Source organism: Flavobacterium sp. BFFFF1 (assembly GCF_002256285.1).
Taxonomy (GTDB): Bacteria; Bacteroidota; Bacteroidia; order Flavobacteriales; family Flavobacteriaceae; genus Flavobacterium.
Map to the genome: position 1 here is coordinate 195,613 of NZ_NKJE01000004.1, position 21,038 is coordinate 216,650.

General features: G+C 43.7%; 15 protein-coding genes and 1 tRNA gene. 9 read left to right on the forward strand and 7 right to left on the reverse strand.

The features are described 5' to 3' along the window. Nucleotides 1-35 precede the first annotated feature (35 nt). The 5 genes from CFE23_RS04140 to CFE23_RS04160 are packed head-to-tail and all read left to right on the forward strand — an operon-like array spanning nt 36 to nt 3,173. Entirely contained in the window at nt 36-1,013 is a 978-nt protein-coding gene (locus CFE23_RS04140; RefSeq protein WP_291084423.1) for a M23 family metallopeptidase, read from the forward strand. Continuing rightward, the gene (locus CFE23_RS04145) at nt 1,013-1,345 is read left to right on the forward strand and encodes a MerR family transcriptional regulator (protein ID WP_291084426.1); all 333 of its coding nucleotides are present in this window, start codon (nt 1,013-1,015) and stop codon (nt 1,343-1,345) included. Before CFE23_RS04140 ends, CFE23_RS04145 begins: the two co-directional genes overlap by 1 nt. A 52-nt stretch (nt 1,346-1,397) precedes the next feature. After that, a complete protein-coding gene (locus CFE23_RS04150; RefSeq protein ID WP_291084428.1) occupies nt 1,398-1,985 on the forward strand; it encodes a LemA family protein in 588 nt (195 codons plus the stop codon). Between the two features lie 3 nt (nt 1,986-1,988). Next, nucleotides 1,989-2,426, forward strand: coding sequence for a TPM domain-containing protein (locus CFE23_RS04155; protein ID WP_291084431.1), 438 nt, complete (start codon nt 1,989-1,991; stop codon nt 2,424-2,426). After that, nucleotides 2,427-3,173, forward strand: coding sequence for a TPM domain-containing protein (locus CFE23_RS04160; RefSeq protein WP_291084434.1), 747 nt, complete (start codon nt 2,427-2,429; stop codon nt 3,171-3,173). Between the two features lie 232 nt (nt 3,174-3,405). Here the strand turns inward: CFE23_RS04160 and CFE23_RS04165 are convergent, their stop codons facing one another. Further along, entirely contained in the window at nt 3,406-6,189 is a 2,784-nt protein-coding gene (locus CFE23_RS04165; RefSeq protein ID WP_291084437.1) for an outer membrane beta-barrel protein, read from the reverse strand. A gap of 221 nt (nt 6,190-6,410) precedes the next feature. Between CFE23_RS04165 and CFE23_RS04170 the strand changes: the two genes are divergently transcribed. Further along, entirely contained in the window at nt 6,411-6,602 is a 192-nt protein-coding gene (locus tag CFE23_RS04170; protein ID WP_291084440.1) for a hypothetical protein, read from the forward strand. 27 nt (nt 6,603-6,629) lie between these two features. Here CFE23_RS04170 and der read toward each other — a convergent pair whose 3' ends face one another. Beyond that, the gene (gene der / locus CFE23_RS04175) at nt 6,630-7,940 is read right to left on the reverse strand and encodes a ribosome biogenesis GTPase Der (RefSeq protein WP_291084443.1); all 1,311 of its coding nucleotides are present in this window, start codon (nt 7,938-7,940) and stop codon (nt 6,630-6,632) included. Between the two features lie 134 nt (nt 7,941-8,074). On the opposite strand from der, the gene CFE23_RS04180 reads away from it, so the two are divergent. Further along, nucleotides 8,075-8,386, forward strand: a complete 312-nt coding sequence (locus CFE23_RS04180; RefSeq protein WP_291084446.1) for a hypothetical protein — start codon at nt 8,075-8,077, stop codon at nt 8,384-8,386. 51 nt (nt 8,387-8,437) lie between these two features. On the opposite strand, the gene CFE23_RS04185 is transcribed toward CFE23_RS04180, so the two are convergent. From CFE23_RS04185 to CFE23_RS04205, 5 genes are all read right to left on the reverse strand, one after another. Then, entirely contained in the window at nt 8,438-8,830 is a 393-nt protein-coding gene (locus tag CFE23_RS04185) for a hypothetical protein (RefSeq protein ID WP_291084449.1), read from the reverse strand. A 172-nt stretch (nt 8,831-9,002) separates the two neighbouring features. After that, complete coding sequence (gene era, locus CFE23_RS04190) at nt 9,003-9,884, reverse strand: GTPase Era (protein ID WP_291084452.1); 882 nt, start codon at nt 9,882-9,884, stop codon at nt 9,003-9,005. Nucleotides 9,885-9,940: 56 nt separating this feature from the next. Further along, nucleotides 9,941-10,013: transfer RNA gene (locus tag CFE23_RS04195), tRNA-Met, on the reverse strand. A 129-nt stretch (nt 10,014-10,142) separates the two neighbouring features. Then, nucleotides 10,143-15,599: a T9SS type A sorting domain-containing protein gene (locus tag CFE23_RS04200; protein WP_291084456.1), complete on the reverse strand. Its 5,457-nt coding sequence runs from the start codon at nt 15,597-15,599 to the stop codon at nt 10,143-10,145. Between the two features lie 225 nt (nt 15,600-15,824). Beyond that, nucleotides 15,825-17,363: a L,D-transpeptidase family protein gene (locus tag CFE23_RS04205; RefSeq protein ID WP_291084459.1), complete on the reverse strand. Its 1,539-nt coding sequence runs from the start codon at nt 17,361-17,363 to the stop codon at nt 15,825-15,827. A 158-nt stretch (nt 17,364-17,521) separates the two neighbouring features. Between CFE23_RS04205 and CFE23_RS04210 the strand changes: the two genes are divergently transcribed. Both CFE23_RS04210 and CFE23_RS04215 read left to right on the forward strand, forming a co-directional pair. Then, nucleotides 17,522-19,216 (forward strand): ABC transporter ATP-binding protein, encoded by a 1,695-nt coding sequence (locus tag CFE23_RS04210; protein ID WP_291084462.1) that lies wholly within the window; start codon nt 17,522-17,524, stop codon nt 19,214-19,216. Continuing rightward, a complete protein-coding gene (locus CFE23_RS04215) occupies nt 19,206-20,969 on the forward strand; it encodes an ABC transporter ATP-binding protein (protein ID WP_291084465.1) in 1,764 nt (587 codons plus the stop codon). Before CFE23_RS04210 ends, CFE23_RS04215 begins: the two co-directional genes overlap by 11 nt. The last annotated feature ends 69 nt before the right edge of the window (nt 20,970-21,038 follow it).

The following is a 21,038-nucleotide window of genomic DNA, read 5'->3' on the forward strand; positions in this document are numbered from 1 at the left end:
TAATTTTTATAAGGTGCAAAAATAGCATAATTTATATGAAGAGGGTAAAATATTATTTCGATTCGGAAAGTCTGGCTTACAAAAAGATCAGCCCGAAAAAGCGCCGGAGTTTTGCCTATATTTCGTTGTTTTTATTGTCGTCAGGGTTGTTTGGTGTGCTGGCGTTTGTGGTACTCCTGAACACGCCCTACTTTGAGACGCCGAAGGACAGGCTCCAGGCGCGCGAGATTGACAACCTGAAGATCCGTTATGCGATCCTGAATAAGAAGATGGACCAGATCGACGAGGTTTTGGCGGGCATTGAAGAACGGGACAACAATATTTACAGGATTTATTTCAACACCTCGGCAATTCCGGAAGAACAGCGTAAAGCAGGGTTTGGTGGTGTAAACCGGTATAAGGAACTCGAAGGATATAACAATTCGGAACTGGTGATCAACACCACTAAACGCGTGGATGTGCTTTCAAAAGAACTTGTGGTACAGTCCAAATCATTGGATGAAATCATGAAACTCGCAAAGGAAAAGAACAACCTGCTCGCGGCAATTCCTGCGATACAGCCGGTGCGCAATGAGAACCTTCGTGCGGTGGCGTCAGGATTTGGATACCGGAATGACCCGTTTACCAAAGTCAGGAAGTTCCATGCCGGCATGGATTTCTCGTCAAAAACGGGTACGCAGGTGTATGCGACAGGTGATGGCGTGGTGGAACGTGCAGACAATACGGCATCGGGGTATGGCAACCATATTGTGATCCGGCATGGTTACGGCTATGAGACATTGTATGGCCATTTGAGCAAATATAAAGTGCGTGCAGGGCAACGCGTGAAGCGCGGTGATGTGATTGGGTTTGTAGGCAGTACGGGGCGCTCAGAAGCACCCCATTTACATTATGAAGTACACAAGAACGGGGAAGTCGTAAACCCAATTAATTTTTATTACGGCAATATTTCGGCAGCAGAATATGTGGCCATTTCAAAATTAGCAAACCAGGAAAACCAATCTTTAGATTAATGCATATAGACTTACCACCGGGAAAACGATATTACAGCATAGGCGAAGTGTCTAAGGCTTTTGATGTGAATGCCTCTTTGATCCGTTTCTGGGACAAGGAATTTGACATCCTTAAACCGAAGAAAAACGCCAAAGGCAACAGGATGTTTACGCCTGAGGATGTGAAAAACCTTCAATTGATTTACCATTTGGTGAAAGAGCGAGGCTTTACGCTTGACGGTGCGCGAACGCACTTAAAAGAGGGACAGAAAAAAACGCTGGATAAATTTGAAATCATCAGTAAACTCGAGGGTATCAAGGTACAGTTGCAACAGATTAAAAATGAATTGTAACTTTTTGGTGTCGGTATCCGTCTAATAAGCACAATTTAAAAACAAAAAAACAATGAGAAAATTTTTGCCTTGGATTATCGTGATTGGCGTAGTGCTGATCCTTTTTGTATGGATTAAGGGAATTAACAATACGGCCGTACAGATGAACGAAGACATTGGAGAATCGTGGGGAAATGTTGAAACTGCTTACCAAAGAAGGTCAGACCTAATCCCGAACCTGGTGAATACCGTAAAAGGAGTTGCTAATTTTGAGAAAAGTACCTTGGTTGAAGTGACACAGGCACGTGCTAATGCCACTAAAGTAACTGTAGATCCATCGAATATTACCCCTGAGCAATTTGCACAGTTCCAACAAGCACAATCTGGTGTTTCCTCTGCCTTAGGAAGGTTGTTGGTTACGGTAGAAAAATATCCGGAACTGAAAGCGAACCAAAGCTTCTTAAAATTACAGGACGAATTGGCCAGCACAGAGAACATGATCCTGACCGCGAGAACGCGTTTTAACGAAAACGTTAAGCCTTATAACAACCACATCAAAAGATTCCCGAACAATCTTTTCGCGGGTATGTTTGGGTTTAAGGAAAAAGCATATTTCGTTGCTGACAAAGGTGCGAGTGCTGCCCCTAAAGTAAATTTCTAAGCAATGGAGAACATTGACCATTTCCTGAGTAAAGAAGAAGAGCAGGAAATCGTGCAGGCCATTCAGGCTGCTGAAAAAGAGACTTCAGGTGAAATCCGGGTCCATATTGAAAAAACAACTTCCATCGACGCGGTAGACCGCGCGGTGGAAGTTTTTCATTTGCTTGAGATGCATAAAACGAAACTTAAAAACGGTGTTTTGATTTATCTCGCCGTAAACGATAAGGTTTTTGCGATTTGTGGCGACAAGGGCATCGACGATGTGGTTCCCGAGCATTTCTGGGACAGCACCAAAGAAGCGATGGCGGCGCATTTCAGGAATGGAGACTTCAAGCAAGGCCTTATTGACGGTATCCGTAAAGCAGGCCGGCAATTGCAATCGCATTTTCCATGTGCTGACGACGACAAAGACGAATTGTCTAACGAAATATCCCGAGGCTAAATGAAAAATACAATAAGAATTATACTGGTATTTTTCATTACCAATATCATCAGTGCGCAGTTTGAGATTCCGGAGAAGCCGGAGTTCCAAACCAGTGTATATGATTATGCACACCTGCTCAGCGATTCAGACAAAGCCCAATTGGAAGCAAAACTGATTAAGTATGCGGATACTACATCCAACCAAATCGTAATAGCCATCATTGAAAGCCTTAAAGGTGAAAACATAGAAACCCTTACCCCTAATTGGGGGCACAAATGGGGTGTTGGCGGGACCGAAAAAGATGATAATGGCGTTTTTATTGTACTTGCAAAGAAAGAACGGAAAATATGGATTTCGGCTGGCTATGGACTGGAAGACCGTTTAACCGCTGGTATCGGAGGCGAAATTACACGAGATGTAATTGTCCCTGAATTTAAGACCGGGAATTATTATGCGGGTCTTGATAAAGGAACTAATGCCATCTTTGAAGTCATCAAAGGAAAATATAAAGGAGAAAGGAAAGAAAAAAGCAATTCTGGAAAATCGATCCCGTTTGGCGTGATCATTTTCGTTATCATTTTCATCATTATTGCCGCATCAAAAGGCAAAGGCGGTCGCGGTGGACGCGGCGGCGGCGGCGGAATTGGCCTCGGCGAGATGATTATCCTAAGCAGCCTTGGGCGCGGCTTCGGCGGCGGCGGCGGTTTCGGCGGCGGGTTTGGCGGCGGCGGTTTTTCCGGCGGTGGATCCGGGGGAAGCTGGTAACTTATCAATTAATAATTGACAATTAACAATTGATAATTGTCGAGAAATATACACACAAGCCGGGAGTTGATTCCGGCTTTTCGATTTCTACCCTCAACGGCATCGATAATCAATAGTTGACTAACAATGAATAACTATTTTTAAGATATAAAAATGGGGAGGTTGATTTCGGATTTTCATTTATCACTGCCAAGGCGCTATTAATTATTAATTGTCAATTATTAATTATGAATTATTCTTCCATCTCCCATTCATTCTTTTTCTTTCCGCCGAATTTCTCAATCTTATACGTCAGTGAAAACATCACATAGCGCTTTAAGACGGTGTTCTGCATGTCCGAAATAAATTCCGGTGTGATTTGGCGCGAGGTGTTTGTATTCTGGTTCAGGATATCGTAAACCTTTACTTTCGCCAGCAATTTGTCATTTAGGAAATTGTAGCCGAAACTTGTATTTAACAAATAGAAATCCTTTTTAAATCCATCGGCAATATTCGAATTGTAAGTATAACCGAAATCGGTACCGAAAACAACATGCTTCGGCCAGCGCACGGTGGTTTCCATTTTAAACACATGCCTGAAGGCCGAGGATTTATCCACCGCATAATTTTCATAATCTGTCTGATTGAACTCGTAACGATAATTTGGCTGAATCGTCAGGATTTCGCCGTATTCATACGAAAGCCCCAACTCGGGTGTAATGCTGTAACCAAACGCCTTGTACAATTTGTTATTGGTAAGTCCCCTGTTGTAATTGTAATTGCCACTGAAACCACCGCTTGGCTTAAGCTTGTGGGCGCCAAATTTAATAGACTTATCCATACTAAATCCTAAATAGCCGGAATAGGAATTGTCGATGTTGGCGTATGAAATCTGGTTGATTAAATTGGTCTCATCGAAAATACTGGTGCTGATGATATCTTTCGTTTTATAGTTAATGCCGGAATACAGATAAAAACCAGAGCGCGATGCATAATCGTAGTCGTTGTAGTTCAGGTAAAAATTGTGCGTCTCCGATGGGTCAAGGTCTGGGTTTCCTGTCAAGATGGTTAACGGAGAACTAAAATCGCGAATTAACAATTGATCTGCCGTTGGCATCTGCACATCGTAATCGTAATAGATGTAAATGGATTTTGATTTCGTAAGACGATAATTAAACCATCCACTGGCGTCGGCATAGATATATTTTTTACCCAAAGCGGTATGAACTCCCTCAAAATCTCGGCTGTTATCCAATGATGTGAATAAGGTCCCCAAAGTAAACCCGGCACTTACCTTCTTTTTTCGTAAAGAAATTGACGCAGATGGAATAAAATTCGTTGCGTTAGTTTGCAGTCCATAGGAAAGGGCGTCCTGAAAATTCGTATAGTCTCCCGTAAAATCATTCCGGCTAAACGTATTCTTTGAATTCCCTGAATTTTTCCAGTTGTAACTCGCCCTTAAAGTCACACTCACAGAATCGGTAATCGGTTCCGAAAATCCGATACGCGTATAATAATCGTCCGACCGGTTGTGTTCGAGCTGGCGTTGGTGCCTTATATCGCTGGTGCGGTCGGGATCCTGGTAATAAAAGGTCTCCGAGTCATTGAATTCATCTGATTCGCTGCTTTGATGGGTGTTGTTGAAGGTAATCCCTAACGTACGACCCTTCTTTTTAAAATTTTTGTTGAAGTAAAGTTCATCCCCAATTTCGCCGTCGTTTGCCGTAGAACGCTCTGAGCCGCTGTTATCATAGACCACTCCCAGATCGTTGATCGCCTTTCTGGTTTCAGTATTTTCATTTTGATCGAAGCTCCTTTTAATACGCGGCCTGATGGAAAGTGTTGTCAGTGAGTCGATTTTATATTCAAATTCAAGGTTCATGTTGTGTCCTTCATGGAGCCTGTCTGATTTTCCTGCCGATTCTGTAAGGAACGATTTACTTTCTCCGGGAGCTGTATTGGTCAACAACCGCTCCGTCCTGCTTTTGTAGACATTCGCGGTTTTTGCATTGGTATACATATAGCTGCCATTTGTTTCCAGCTTTTTAGCGTAAGTATCCGCGTAGTTAACCCCAGCAAGCGCCGACTGTGTGATGCCGCTTCCGCCACCGTACTGCTGCCCATCGATGTTAAAACTGCCATCTCCACTCATATACACATTGCGACCGCCGCCCATGGAGTCAAAAACCTCATCCATTGAAAATCCGATGGAATTCACATTGTTTGACGAGCCGAGGAAACTGAACTTCTGCTCATCCTTAAAATAATTAAGGAGTCCGCTGGCTTCGTATCGGTGGTCTGAACCCTTCCCAGCACTGAACTTTCCAAAGAGACCTTTGTTCATGTCCTTTTGGATTGTCAGGTTAATTGTTTTCTCATCCTTACTGGCGGCCTGACCGGAAAGCTCCTCCTCCTTCGTCTTGGTGTCAGTCACCTGTACTTTGTCGATGAGTTCCGCGGGTAAGTTTTCAGTGGCAATTTTCCCATCTTTCCCGAAAAAAGGTTTTCCGTTGACGAGGATGTTATTCACTTCTTTACCGTTTACTGTAATTTTCCCATTGGCATCAATCTCTACCCCGGGTAATTGTTTCAGTAAAGATTCCACATTGGCATCCGGACGGACCTTAAACGAAGACGCGTTAAACTCGAGGGTATCCTGCTTGATCCTAACGGGTGGCGCTTCTGATTTTATGACTACTTCATTGAGCGTGCGCTCAGACTCCGCCATTTCAATAGTCCCGAAATCCTTATCAGCGACCAGTTCATCGACTTGTTGTTTATATTCCGAAAAACCGGTAAACGAAACTTTAAGGAAGACCGGCTGTTTTATTTTTTTCGTAGTTAAAGTGAATGTGCCGTTTTTGTTCGAAATCGTGTAGTCAACAATGGTGGAATCCTTTACTGTAGTCAGGTAAACAGTTGCGGATTCGAGGGGGAGCTTGGAACTTCTTTCGGAGATTTTACCACGGATGGTAACATTTTGGGCATGGGAAATGAAACAAAAAAGCATTAGCGAGAGGCAGAGTAGTCTCTTCATTTGTTTTGGTTTTGGTTAAGGTTTGGCGAAATAAGGAAATTCTGGCGTGAAGCAGTACTCCGTTATAAAATATTTAACACCCAAAATGGCGAATTAGTATTCGTAATCTGTTAAAATGAATGGCGTTAGAACTGATATTGAAAAAACATACAACTCGGAGGAAATCATATAAAAGGACGTGATGCCGGTTTGCTAATTTTAATTCTTTAAAAATCAAGCCAATGAATACCACAGCAACAAGAACAGTATGGATCGTTTCCTTATACGTTGTCGCTTCCACACTCGTCGCAATAACAGCGCCATCGGTAGAAATAATTATGGCGATGTTTTCGCTTGGGATTTTGTTAATTCCATATATGGTCATTAAAGTCCTGAAAGAGGCCTCCCACAGCACAAAAACGTTTTCTGACTGAAACCAGGATAAACCAACGGAAAATTAACTATTTTTCCCTGATGTAGATATCGATAGGCACTCCGGAAAAATCCCATTGCTCACGGATTTTATTTTCGAGGAAACGCTTATAGGCTTCTTTCACATACTGTGGAAGGTTTGCAAAGAAAACAAACTGTGGTGTCGGTGTAGGCAATTGCATGCAATACTTTATCTTCACATATTTTCCTTTGAGTGCAGGTGGTGGGTAGCTTTCGATTACCTTTAACATGTGGTCGTTAAACTTAGATGTGGCGATACGCTGGCTCCGGTTTTCAAACACCTGAACTGCAGCCTCGAGTGCCTTAAGTAACCGCTGTTTTGTAAGTACTGAAACGAATAAAATCGGAACATCAGTGAAGGGTTCGATTTCCTTTCTGATTTTTTGTTCGTAATCCCGGGTGGACATCGTATCTTTCTCAACAAGATCCCATTTGTTAACCAGAATCACAATTCCTTTTCTATTTTTTTCTGCGAGCCAGAAAATACTCTGGTCCTGCCCTTCAAATCCTCTCGTAGCATCGATTACCAATATGCAGATATCGGCGTGTTCGATAGCCCTCACGGACCGCATTACAGAATAAAACTCAAGGTCTTCCTTTACTTTTGCTTTTCTCCGGATTCCCGCCGTGTCCACAAGGTTGAATTCAAACCCAAAACGGTCAAATTTGGTATCAATAGAGTCACGTGTGGTTCCTGCAATATCAGTAACGATATAACGGTCTTTACCAATCAGCGCATTGATAAAACTTGATTTTCCTGCATTAGGGCGTCCTACTACAGCAAACCGTGGCAATTCGACTTCCTCCTGCATAGGTTCCGGCTTTTCAGGAAAGGCATCAATCAATGCGTCTAAAAGTTCTCCTGTGCCACTTCCTGAGATACTGGCGAATGTATAGTAATCTCCAAGACCTAAATTATAGAATTCGATTGCGTCTTTTTCACGCATCGCATTGTCCACTTTATTCACAGCCAACAATACCGGTTTCGTGACTTTGCGCAGCAGTTTTGCCACGGCATCATCCATTGGTGTAATGCCCTCTTCAACATCAACAACAAAAATGATCACATCGGCTTCATCAATGGCCAGTTCTACCTGCTTACGGATTTCTCCTTCAAATACATCATCAGATCCTCTTACGTAACCGCCTGTGTCAATAACCGAAAATTCCTTTCCGTTCCATTCGCTTTTACCATAATTACGGTCGCGGGTTACCCCGGAAACCGCGTCTACGATCGCTTCCCTCCTCTTGATCAATCGGTTAAACAACGTTGATTTTCCTACATTTGGCCTTCCTACTATCGCAACAATATTGTTCATGGTCTTTTTTCAAATATTTTGCAAAGGTAGTGTTTTTAATTGGTTGCGGCAAAGGCGATTCGCGCTTACATCGGCTATGACAACCGTGCGGTTTCTAATTCGATTTACTATCTTTATAAATCAAAACAGTAAAAATGGAAAAAAGGAACATGACTACGCTCAGTTCAATCCTCGCCCGGCTTGAATCTGAGGGTTATACCAACCAGTTTAAAGCGACTGAAGCCGGATTGCTTTCGTTACAAAGCCATTATACTTTTTCGCCGGATGAACTCTGCGTGACGCATTTCTATCGATTTGAAGGGGAATCCAACCAGGACGACAGTGCGATTTTATATGCAATTGAAACCAATAATAATGAAAAAGGCACATTGGTTGACGGATATGGCCCTTCGGCAGACACACTTGTAGGCGACTTTATGCAGCGTGTGCAAGGCATCCACAAATAAACAAAAAGCCCGCATCCATCAGAATTCGGGCTAAAAAAACAGATCTTAAATTTATTTAATCGGCGGACCAGTTGGCTGTGGTGTTTGGTTATTCTTAGTATAAGGGTTGCCGTCGTGATTCTCCGCATCAGTACCATCTTTGGTACGCGTAATCAGGATATCGGGATCTTCGTTGCTTTTACTTTTGCCTGATTTGACAGTAGCTTTGGACTTCGTATTTGCAGTGACATCCTTTTTAGCCGCACTGTTGCTTCCGGATTTCATATTTGTGGTAACTCCATTTGCGGGAGCGGGCGGATCGGTAATCGTTGTTTCTGTAACCGTGGTGGTGGTGGTGGTGGTCGAATTGCTCTCGGTAACCGGCTTTTTATCGTCGCTCTTACAGGAAACCATCACGGCCGCCGTGGACAAAACCGCGATTCCGATTAAAATTATCGTTTTCATAACATTGCATTTTAGGAATTTATAGTGGTAAATTTCCGAAATGATGCCAACGAATAGGTTACAAAATTGTAAGAAAAAGTTACTCTATTTCGACAAGATTTCAACGATGCAGACGCCTTTAAAACGCTCGTCCGGATACATTTCCTGCCAAGCTGTAAGTGTAATTTCAATCTTACTGATTGTACCCGAAACGCCTCAATTGCCTTGCGTCGCTGCGCCAGTTTTTATTGACTTTTACGTAAAGCTCTATGTGAATCTGCTTACCAAAAAACTTCTCAAGATCCGCGCGTGACTCGATACCTACTTTTTTCAATGCGGCGCCTTTATGCCCGATGATGATTCCTTTTTGGGTATCGCGTTCGACCATAATGACAGCACGAATCCTGATAATATTATCGTCTTCAACGAATTCTTCGGTTTCAATTTCCACGGCATACGGAATTTCCTTACTGTAATTCAGTAGGATTTTCTCGCGGATGGTCTCGTTTACAAAAAAACGTTCCGGTTTATCGGTCAACGCGTCTTTTGGATAATAGGGTGGCGATTCCGGTAACAATTCCAATATGCGCCCGAAAACTTCCGGCACGTTAAAATTCTTTAATGCAGAGATTGGAAAAATTTGCGCGTTAGGCACTTTCTCCGTCCAGAAATTTACCTGTTCCTCTAACTGTTCCTGATTGGAATTGTCAATTTTGTTCAACAGCAACAGCACTGGGATTTTAGCATGGATAATTTTATTGAAAAAAGCCTCATCTTTGAGTTCCTTCTCCCCTATTTCCACCATGTAAATCAGGATGTCGGCATCTTCAAAGGCGGATTTAACAAAAGTCATCATGGACTCCTGCATTTCGTAAGCAGGTTTGATAATTCCCGGCGTATCTGAAAGGACCACCTGGAAATCTTCGCCGTTGACGATGCCCAGAATGCGGTGTCTTGTGGTTTGCGCCTTGGAGGTAATGATAGACAAACGTTCTCCCACGAATGCATTCATGAGGGTTGATTTTCCAACATTTGGATTGCCGATAATGTTAACGAAGCCAGCTTTGTGTGCCATAGTGAAAATTTTAAAAACCAAAAAAGCCACCCAATAATGAGTGGCTTTGAGTTTAGTAGCGGGAACAGGACTCGAACCTGTGACCTTCGGGTTATGAGCCCGACGAGCTGCCTACTGCTCTATCCCGCGCTGTTCGGGTGCAAATATACAACCAATATTTGTATTTGCAACAACAATTCAGGAAAATGTTTAAAATCGGCATTTTCGCCACAAAAAAAACCCGACGTTATGCCGGGCTTTTCCTGAAGCATTGATAAACTAGTTCAGTATCAACTTTTTAATAAGCTTTAAATCACTTTCTGTTTTGATTTCAACCATGTACATTCCTTTTGCCAGACCAGAAACATCGACAGTTGTGTGTTGTGGATTGTTTGCTTTCACCTGCCTTACTGCTTTACCCAGCATGTCAAACAGGGTGACCTGCACCAAATTTTCTGAAGTATACTGGAGGTTGATGTTGACGATAGTATTTGCCGGATTTGGGTACAAAGCCACATTTGAATTATCAAATACAGGAGTTCCGAGTGGTGTTGAAACTTCCGTCTGGACTGTATTTGTAACAATTGCAGGGTTGGTATCAAAATAAATTTCAGCGGTATTGGAAATAATGTCACCAACAGCGTAACCTTGTTTAGGCTTTACTTTAAATGTAACATAACCATGGCTTTCCGGTTCATTGTCGAAAGCTGTAGGCAAATAAATATTGTTGAACTGCCAGGTCAGCTGGTTTAGTGTGCGAATAAGACTGTAATTGTGACTTGTAGACAATACCCGTACGCTGCTTTCATCCAGCTTTTCGTCCAACGTATCTTCAAGTCTTACGTCAGTAGCATAGTAAGTCCCAGTATTCTGGAAACGGATAGTGTAATAAAGATACCCGCCGTTGTCAAGCTCATTGATGCCTATTTCTCCGCCATGTGATTCCATTTTGTCATTCGGATCATATGAGCCAACAATTGTACTGGTTCCAGAAAAGGAATTATCCGCCGGGTGGACATCCGTTACAGATGTAGTAGCCGATACCGAGTTGATTACTATTTGTCCCAGACTTACTTGCGGTATGGCTGGAACGCTCATGTTGACATAAATTACTGCTGTCTGATAAGCGCCCAATCCCGTAAAATCATAGCTAAATCCGTTGCTGTTGTTCACAATTCCTGGCTGACTCACATTGACTATTTCAAGTTCGGGGTCCTTGACGAAATTTATAGTTCCGGAGGCGGTTTGAAGCCCTTCGTTCTTACACACAATTTTGACTTCATAGTTCGAACCCGGTCTTGCAACGTTCATAGGTACGACTGTCACGGAAACATCGTTGTATGGTTGGGTTTGAACGATAGGAAAATACAACAATTGGCTTCCACTATCAGTTTGTACGGTGATATTGTTGAAACCGGCTGATACAGTTGAGTAATATGCCGAAAATTCCGTGAAAATATGGTAGGTAAAGTCATAACTATCAGCTGGGTTATCGCTGAACAAATCGTAAACCCCTGTCTGAGAGGATATGTTTCCAAATGGTCCGGAATCATTTTTCTGGTACGCAAAAGTTCCTTCGGTAAAATTCAATTCTCCGACGTCTTTTACACCGTTGTTATTTGCGTCGACATACGCAATGAGGCGGATTTTATCGGTGCAAACCGTCGTCCCTGCCCCCGGAGTTGCCGCATTGGTTTGCGTAAGCCTAATGTATCCATCGGCACCATTAAAATTGGTAATCAGTGCTACATAGTATTGTCCGGCAACAGCGCCGTTGATGGTCATGGTTTCAGTGTATGAGCCGTCGTAGCTGCAATCCACGATATTTCCAAAAGGATAAAATGCGGGGTTATTAGTGTTATTTGGGCAGGTGGTGCAGTCGCTGAAGTCGATATCACTGCAAAATGATGAATTATTTTCGAACGGGCCCCAAAGGACAAAATCCACATCGAGATTTGCGCCAGTTGGATTGCCCAGCACATCAAAGGCCGTGTTTTGCAATATATTGAAAACCAAATCCCCAGGTTCGTCAATTTTTAAAACATAGTAGGCAGGATTTGGAGTAGAACCCAGACAAGCTACCTGGCTGGTATTTGCGACACCAGTAGTATTGGCATAAATATATGGATCGTCAGGCGAAGAACCGCAAAACGATTCTGCATTCTGGCAGGAAGATACCGTTTTTATACAAACATCAAAAACGACTACCTGGCTCGAGGTCGCGTTTGACCAGACCCTAAGGTAATAAATCTCGCCTGGAACAAAAGTAGCCGCTGTACTTGTAAGTTGGTTGGAATGACCGCAATATTTCAATACCAAATTGCCACAGTCGCCCGTATATACAGCGTGGTTAAGGTTCGTGGTGGTACCATGAACATTAATTAATGAAATGATTTGTTGCGCCGAGACAGCGGTAAATTTGAACCACACATCATCGTCCTGCCCTGTAAGGCAGGAAGCTGGAACGTTAATAGATTGCGTCGCGCCTATAATGCTGCCTTGTGTCGTAGTTTCACACATTGAATTTGAGCTTACTTCCACCGTAATTGCCGCCGCGCACTCGTCATTTGTGGCTGGTGGTGGTCGTGTACTTAAGCAAACGTTAAATGTTGACGACTGTCCGGCGGTCGTTCCTGAAGTATACACCCTTAGAAAATAAGTGGCACCAACAGTTAGTCCCGTCGCAACACTTTCTGAAGTAGCACTGCAATACAGTTTAACCAAATTGTCAGTACTTCCTGAAAAAAGGCTGTGATTAAGTACAACGGTGGCACTGGTAGAAACAATATCGTTGATGTCTATAATATGAATATTACTCGTCGCTACGAAACGGAACCAGACGTCATCATCTGTGCCTCCACATGCTGTTCCGGTTACCGTTGGTGGCGAAGGAGTAGCCCCTAAGGTATTTCCAGCGGTATCCAATGTCGGGTTGCACACCCAAGCCGGGTTAATCTGCAAAGTGGTCGCGGTATCAGGCTCATCGTTTGCAGGTGGTGAAGTAATACAGAGATCGAAATCTACAAATTGCGCCAAATTTGTACCCGATGTGTAAACCCTGATGTAGTACGTTTCACCCACCGTAAGGCCGGTTGCGGTACTACTGAGGGCAGTACTACAATAGCGCTGTGTCAATGAACCGCAGCTTCCGGAGAAGAAACTGTGGTTTATTTTAGCCGCAGCAGGGGTTCCCAACACATTGTTGAAATTGATCGCATGCGATGTTGCCGTTGCTACAAATTTAAACCAAATATCATCATCAGTGGTACCGCAACCAGTTGTAGAAATACCTCCTTGAGGATCTGACGGATCTGAATTCGCGCCGTAAGTATTACCGTGTATCGAAGGAACCGCACAAGCTTGTCCCGCATTCACCCCAACTGCTATGGCATCAACACACCTGTTATTAACCGGCGTGGTGACAAAAGTAACCGGTGTTAATGTCGTCCAATTGCTTTGCGAAGAATCTGAACACAGGGATTTCAGATAAACGGTGTATGACGTGGACGGAGTAAGTCCGGTAAGGGTATAAGGATTTGGCACCGGAGAGGTTGTCGGCGGTGTCGACGGATTGTTAGACGGAGCAGGCTGTCCCGTTGGAACAACGTATAAAGCGTACGCAGGCGCAATTGGCACAGAAGGATCGGTCCATTGCAAAATAGCTGAATTAAATGTAATATCAGATGCAGTGATGTTTGTCGGCTTGGAACAGGAGTCAGGTATGCAATTACCCAGGGAAGCATACAGTATACTACCTGGCGTTCCATCTCCCGGAACCTTTGTATAAATTTCATCCAGGAATGGGTTTCGAATCGAAATGCCAATTGTTGTGGGCTGAAGCCCTTCCTCACTCCATAATAAATCAAACGGAATACCATTACATAAAGCGACGGTTATTCCCGCCGGGCTGTTAATACCTGTAGCGCCTATAGTTGCTACTACTATACCATTTTGTCGTACCTGCATCCTGGCGTTATTCCACGAATTTCCTGCAGTATTTGTCATGATGAACTTGTAATTGCATTTGTCTGCTTCCGCACAGGTTGCTGTGTTGAAAACGGGAAAAGGGGTGCAGATACTTACGTCTCCTGCACCACATATTGTCCTTATATAGCCGTAATAAATTGTTGCCGACTGTAAATCTGTTGCGGTAAATGTATATGGCCCGCCTGCAGGCACCGTAATAACGGGATAGCTGGCCGGAGTATCATTGTCCGGCGGCATCAATGGTGTAAGGGGGCCTGGTATCAATATCAGTTCAAACTGTGTACTTGAAACATCTCCCGGTTGCCACGTGAATGTTGCGGTGGTAGTGGTAATACTACTTGTCACTACCTGCGTGTTCACCGGATTGAAACAGGTTTCCAACGTATGAAAAACGAACGGTCCAACCCAGGCTGAAGTTTCGTCGCCACAATCTCCCCGGAAATAAGCGGCATATTCATGGTCACTTAACATCGGGGCAGTAGTCGTAAATTGCGCCGAGGCATTTACGTTATTATAGGTAGGAACCGTCGACGCATCCGGAGCTGGATTCCCGGAAGGCACAATATAAATATCCACCGCAGCAGCTCCCGATGCGTTCCATCCGAGCGTTGCTGCATTACCGGTAACATTAGTCGCAATAATCGCATTTGGCGCCTGACAAACAGGGGTTAAGCAATTTACCGTATCGGAATATAAAATATCGCCGGCAGCACCAGTTCCCGGACCCTTATAATATAGTGTCTGACCAAATGGATTGATAATGGCTATCGCCCTGTTTTGTGGAGAAGTGCCTGCAACACTCCAATACAGTTCAAAAGGAATACCGTTACATAGCGGAACCGTTACATCAACAGGAGCTGAAGCAGTCATTGTTGCTCCAAGTGTAGCAACCGCAATGCCATTCTGCCGCACCTCCATGCGTGTTGTACCCCAGCCAATTGCATTGATATTGGAAAGCCGGAACGTGTAATTGCATTGTTGTGATGCTTCACAGACAGGCGTAGTAAAAGTAAAGGGGCCGGCCCACGAAGTATATACGCCGGCAGAACACTGTCCTCTCACCCAATACTGATATTGCGTGCCCGGTGTCAATCCCTGTTTGGTGAACGGGAGTGAGGTCACGGTCTCCCCATTGCCTTGAGGCACCAGCATTCCGAGCGGCTGTATGGCAATTTCTGAAGAAAGGTAAATACTGCCATTCCAATTGAAGGATGCGCTTGTAGAACCGAGTACCGAAACTGTGTTCTGTATGGGTTCAGGAAGGCAGTCTTCTTTTTGTACCAAAAGGCTGTAAGAAACAGTCTGTGTATATGAACGGGACGAAACAACAATAATATAGTTGTGCGCCGCAAGTACGCCGAGACTAAATAACCGCTCAGATGTACCACCGTTTGCGGCGCCACTGAGACAATTAACGCCTACATTATTACAGCCATCAAATACAAATATCGAAGAATAGGTAGATTCACTCCCAACCGGCTTCAACGAAAACTTGATTGAACCGTCTGAAACAGGTGTATAACTATAAAACACATCATTCCCACTTGTGTATAAAGGCATCGAAACACCGCAACTGCCTGCTGACGTTACGTCAAAATCATCTGCAAAATTAGCAGTATTGTTATTGTCCTGAAAAGGAAGCGAATTGATTTGAATAGGATTTACACAGCTTATACCCGGCTGTGCAAAGGCCGAAACAGACAACAGCAAAAAGAATCCAAGAAATGATCGGAGTAATTGTTTTTTCATTGGTTTGGAAGTTATTTCACCAAATATAATTGATTTTCCGATACTTAATAAAATTTTATTCTCGAAAATAATTTATTCCAAATGGAATCGGCTTGCTTTTGTCTCAATCCTACAGCCGATAGCAATCAATAAAAAATCCCGGCGTGTCGCCAGGATTTAATTGCTTTTTATGTTATCATATTAATGAATTGGCAGTTTCCCTACGGTAAAAAGTTGGCCCGCATTTTATTCATTATAGAGCAAATGCGCCAGCCTGTTATCCCTCTGATAAATATCATTGTAGAAGCTTATATTCCCATTTTCATCGGCACGTGCGGTGAAATAAGCGATATAGACCGGGATCTTTCTTTTCAGCGCATATTGGCGTTCCTTTCCGGCACGCATGGCCTCGTCGATTTTTTCCGGCGACCAGTTTTTGTCGTTATCCAGGATTTTGATTGCCAGATCACGTGCTTTCTCAACGCGTACACAACCATGGCTCAGCGCCCTTTCATCCCTGCCAAATAAACTTTTTGCCGGGGTATCGTGGAGGTAGATATTATTCGTGTTTGGAAACATAAACTTGACCAGTCCCAAAGAATTGTTTTCCCCTGGTTTTTGACGTACCTGACCATTATTCCATTCCATATTGTGTTTTTCAAGGTAATCCGCATCGGCGTCAATACCTGGTTTGATTTCCTTCTTGATGATGCTCGGCGGAATATTCCAGTACGGACTAAAAACCAGATAACTCATTTTCCCACTGAAAACCACCGTTTTATTCAGCTCTTTACCCACAACCACATTAGATTCCAACGCTGGCTTCCCATCCCGAAAGTAGACAAGCCGGTACGAAGGAATGTTCACGGCTACCAATTCCTTTGAATCAAGGATATCTGGGTCAATCCAACGGCACCGCTCCATGTTTACCACGACCGTTTTGATGCGATCTGCCACAGAAACGTTCATTTCTTTAACCAGTTCCGGAGTAACAGCGTTGGCCGGCGTTTGGCCGTTACGCTGTTGGAATTTAGCTAAAGCTGATTTTAATTCCCCATCAAAAACCGTACTTTTTGAATCCGTTGATAAATCCCCAACGGCAGCAAGTCTCCTGCGTATCTGTGCAATGGCAGGATCGTTGTCGCCCGGCTTTAATGATTTTTTGCCTGAGGGCCAAGTAATTATGCCCCACCCACCTTTTTTTTCAATTTCGCGATAACGCTGCAGGCCTTTACGCAGGTTATAATATTGTCCGATCATCTCTGATTCGTCCTTTTTTATTAAATCGGGGTCCTTAATCAGTTGGTCGAGATAATCCACATACGAGCTTTTTTCCCTAGGCAGATACCAGCCAGTTTGCTTGCTCTTGTCGGGGTCAAGTCCTTCGAGCACATTTTTGGTATAGAAAAAATACATGGCGCTGATCAGCATATCATTGTCCGTTTCAGGTTTCTTCTTTTCGTCCAAATCGAAAATCTCCCCGATTCGGTTTCTGTATGGCAAATTGGAAGCGATGCCTTCCGCCTTAATCTGGTTCGCACGGTTGAACAAGACTTCGGCAAAATCTACCCTGCCGTCATTGTCATACCATATAAAGTGATTCTGATGCTTTTCGTACAGTTCATTCATTTCTTCCTCGAATGGAGCGAATTCCGGAAACCGCTCATAAAATGTTTCGGATTTCGTTTCATCGATGGATAATTTATCTACATCAAATTTCTTTTTACAGGAGAAAAAACTCAGGCTAATGAAGGCATAAATGGCTACAATCTTTATCGGTTTCATGTTTTTGTCTTTAAAACTTTTACTACAAAAGTATCCTCAAGGACAACTTTTCCCATTACAAAATTATTGAATTACGTTACAGGTTTTTTACCCCGTATTTTGCGTATTTTAGTGCTGCTAAAAAATTTGCTTTGAAAGAACCGAAAAAACCTGGAATAATGCAGCTGCTAAAGCCCTACAAAGGCATGTTAATGCTACTGCTGCTTTTTACATTATTCAGCAATGCCATCAACCTTTGGCTGCCAAAGATCATTTCAAGAAGCATTGACGCCTTTGAGAAAAAAGACTTTGAATTCCGTCCCGTGCTGATTGAATTCACCATTGCCGTTGTCGCCATTTTTATCTTTGGCTACCTGCAAAGTATCATCCAAACTTACGCATCAGAGAAAGTCGCACGCGACCTGCGCAATAGGCTTTCGGATAAAATTTCCCGCCAGAGCTACGCCTATATCGAAGAGGCAAATCCTTCGAAGTTGCTCACAAACCTTACCGCCGATATCGATTCGATAAAGATGTTTGTATCACAGGCAATTGTGGCAGTGGTTTCTTCTTTATTCATAATCATTGGGGCGAGCATCCTTTTGTTCTCGATCAATTGGAAACTGGCGCTTTGTGTCATTGCAATTATTCCAATCATTGGCATCACCTTTTTTATGGTACTGAAAAAAGTCCGCGCGCTGTTTATTGAAAGCCGTGCCGTAACCGACAGCCTGAATAAGGTAATCAGCGAAAGTGTCCTTGGTGCCGCCATCATCCGTGTGGTCAATTCCCAGATTCCGGAATATCAGAAATTCCTCGAACTGAACACCAAAGCCCGGAATTTTGGACTTTCCATCCTGGGCCTATTTGCCGGCTTAATTCCGGTGATCACGTTTACCGCCAACATGGCTGGCCTCGCTATCCTCGCGCTGGGCGGGCATTTTGTCATTTCCGGGAGCATGACCTTAGGCGATTTCGCAGCGTTTAACAGCTACCTGGCGATGTTAATCTTTCCGATTCTGGTCATTGGATTCATGAGCAATATTATTGCGCAGGCGACGGCATCCTATAAAAGGATTTCGACTATTATCGAAACCCCTGATGTTATCGAAAGTGGATTTATTGCGGACGAACTTACGGGAAACATTGTTTTATCTGATGTCAATTTCTTTTATGGGCAGACACCGGTTTTGAAAAACGTATCCTTCGAAATCAAACCCAAATCAAAAACAGCCATTATCGGACCAACCGCCGCCGGTAAAACACAATTGCTTTATTTGCTGACGGGTTTAATCAATGCCGACAGCGGAACCGTGTTGTTTGACGGGCATCCTGTGAAGGATTACAAAAGCGATATTTTCCACAGCCACATCGGCTTTGTATTTCAGGACAGTATCATTTTCAACATGAGCATACGTGAGAATATTGCCTTCAGCGATACTGTTACGGACGCATCGCTCGAAAAAGCGATCCAGACTGCTGAACTCAGTGATTTTATAAATGGGCTTCCCCAGAAATTGGGCACCATCGTGTCTGAAAGGGGATCGAGCCTCTCCGGAGGGCAAAAACAGCGCATCATGCTCGCACGGGCTTTGGCAGTGAATCCTTCGATCCTTTTACTCGATGATTTTACAGCGCGCGTTGATCAGCAAACAGAGGAAAAAATTCTCGCCAATATAAGCGCAAATTATCCCGATATGACGCTCATTTCCATCACCCAAAAAATCGCAGCCGTAGCCCATTTTGATCAAATCATCCTGATGATGCAGGGAGAAGTAATCGCTTCCGGAACGCATGCGGCACTCATGGAATCCAGCCCAGAGTATGTTCAATTAGCCAACTCGCAAAAAAGTACCAGCCATTATGAAGTATAACCTAAACGAAATTCTGGGCGCCGAAAACAAAAAACCATCAACTTTTGCGGGCCTCAGAAGCCTGCTGAAACTGATCGAACACGAGCAGAAAAATCTAATTATCGCGTTAATCGCGATACTGCTGAACTCGACATTAAACTTACTTGGCCCTTATCTGATCGGACACACTGTCGACACTTACATTGTCAACAAAGATTATCATGGTGTATGGCTCTACTCAGGGATTCTGCTCACGATGTATCTGCTCGCATTATTTACAAGTTATTTCCAGACAAAACTGATGGGCGGCGTGGGGCAACGCATGCTTTTTACCTTAAGAAACGCCATATTCAATAAGCTGCAATCATTACCCGTTGCGTTTTTCAACGCAAACAAGGCGGGCGACCTGATTTCGCGGGTAAATAATGACACCGATAAAATCAATACCTTTTTCTCGCAATCGCTGATGCAGTTCATAGGAAGCATCGCCACGATGACCGGGGCGGGAATTTTCCTGCTGTCGATTAACCTGAAGTTGGGTGCGGCGACGTTGGTGCCGGGACTGATGATTCTAATTTTTACGCAAATCATTTCGCCTTGGGTCAAAAAGAAAAATGCCGCGAACCTGAAAAGTACTGGGGGCCTGAGTAGCGAAATTCAGGAAAGCCTCGCAAATTTCCGCGTTATTATCGCCTTCAACCGCAGGGACTACTTTAGGGATCGCTTTGCTAAGGCGAGCCTCGAAAATTATAAAACCGCAGTTGGCGCGGGCTTGGCAAACAATCTTTTTCTACCGGTTTCGACGCTATTCTCAAGCTTGGCCCAGTTGATTGTACTGGCATACGGAATTTACCTCATTGCCCAAAACCAGTTTTCGGTTGGACTGCTTGTTAGTTATCTTGCGTATTCCGTCAATTTCTACAATCCGTTGCGACAGTTAGCTACATTATGGACCAGCTTCCAGGTGGCCATGGCGGGCTGGGACAGGGTAAATCAGATTCTGGCACTCGATACCGATTTAGAAACCAGCACAGATTCGGAAAAAGAAATTTCCGGTTCATTTATTGAATTCAGGAATGTTCATTTTGCGTACGAAACGGGAAAAGACGTACTGCGCAATGTCTCTCTCGAAATGGAACGCGGTAAAACCTACGCATTTGTTGGCCCGACCGGCGGTGGAAAATCAACTACGGCAGCGCTACTTTCGAGACTGTACGACCCTACAAGCGGCATCGTGTTTCTTGACGGGAAGGACATTCGGCAATATACCCCGTCAGAAAGGGCTGCTAAGATTGGTTTTATTCTTCAGGAACCCTTTTTGTTTACCGGAACCGTAAAAGAGAATATTGTTTATGGAAACGAACAATATAAGGACTTCAGTACGGCACAGTTTGAAAAGATAATCGAAGAAAACAATCTGAAGGGCCTGCTTGACATTTTTGAAAATGGACTGGAAACGATGGTATCTTCGTCCGGCGAAAGCATCAGTCTCGGCCAAAAACAACTGATTGCCTTCATGCGCGCGGTGATCCGGAAGCCGGAAGTGCTTATCCTCGATGAAGCGACTGCCAATATCGACACGGTGACAGAACAATTGCTCCAGGAAATATTAGCCAAACTTCCGGAAAGCACCACAAGGATTATTATTGCACACCGTTTGAACACAATCAAAGATGCCGATGTGATCTTTTTTGTAAATTCCGGTGAAATCATCCGGGCAGGTTCCTTTCAGGATGCTTTAGATTTGCTGATGAAAGGAAAAAGGGCAAGTTAACCTCAGTTTTGGCGGGTTCATTTCGATTAGTTTTTGCCATTTGTGCAACTTCTGAATTTAATTATTACA

Excerpts from the sequence above, each read along its gene's own strand:
- CFE23_RS04140 (WP_291084423.1), top strand. The coding sequence starts at position 36 with ATGAAGAGGGTAAAATATTATTTCGATTCGGAAAGTCTGGCTTACAAA.
- CFE23_RS04155 (WP_291084431.1), top strand. The coding sequence starts at position 1,989 with ATGGAGAACATTGACCATTTCCTGAGTAAAGAAGAAGAGCAGGAAATC.
- CFE23_RS04210 (WP_291084462.1), top strand. The coding sequence starts at position 17,522 with ATGCAGCTGCTAAAGCCCTACAAAGGCATGTTAATGCTACTGCTGCTT.
- CFE23_RS04150 (WP_291084428.1), top strand. The coding sequence starts at position 1,398 with ATGAGAAAATTTTTGCCTTGGATTATCGTGATTGGCGTAGTGCTGATC.
- CFE23_RS04205 (WP_291084459.1), bottom strand. The coding sequence starts at position 17,363 with ATGAAACCGATAAAGATTGTAGCCATTTATGCCTTCATTAGCCTGAGT.
- era (WP_291084452.1), bottom strand. The coding sequence starts at position 9,884 with ATGGCACACAAAGCTGGCTTCGTTAACATTATCGGCAATCCAAATGTT.
- CFE23_RS04170 (WP_291084440.1), top strand. The coding sequence starts at position 6,411 with ATGAATACCACAGCAACAAGAACAGTATGGATCGTTTCCTTATACGTT.
- CFE23_RS04160 (WP_291084434.1), top strand. The coding sequence starts at position 2,427 with ATGAAAAATACAATAAGAATTATACTGGTATTTTTCATTACCAATATC.
- CFE23_RS04200 (WP_291084456.1), bottom strand. The coding sequence starts at position 15,599 with ATGAAAAAACAATTACTCCGATCATTTCTTGGATTCTTTTTGCTGTTG.
- CFE23_RS04215 (WP_291084465.1), top strand. The coding sequence starts at position 19,206 with ATGAAGTATAACCTAAACGAAATTCTGGGCGCCGAAAACAAAAAACCA.
- der (WP_291084443.1), bottom strand. The coding sequence starts at position 7,940 with ATGAACAATATTGTTGCGATAGTAGGAAGGCCAAATGTAGGAAAATCA.
- CFE23_RS04145 (WP_291084426.1), top strand. The coding sequence starts at position 1,013 with ATGCATATAGACTTACCACCGGGAAAACGATATTACAGCATAGGCGAA.
- CFE23_RS04185 (WP_291084449.1), bottom strand. The coding sequence starts at position 8,830 with ATGAAAACGATAATTTTAATCGGAATCGCGGTTTTGTCCACGGCGGCC.
- CFE23_RS04180 (WP_291084446.1), top strand. The coding sequence starts at position 8,075 with ATGGAAAAAAGGAACATGACTACGCTCAGTTCAATCCTCGCCCGGCTT.
- CFE23_RS04165 (WP_291084437.1), bottom strand. The coding sequence starts at position 6,189 with ATGAAGAGACTACTCTGCCTCTCGCTAATGCTTTTTTGTTTCATTTCC.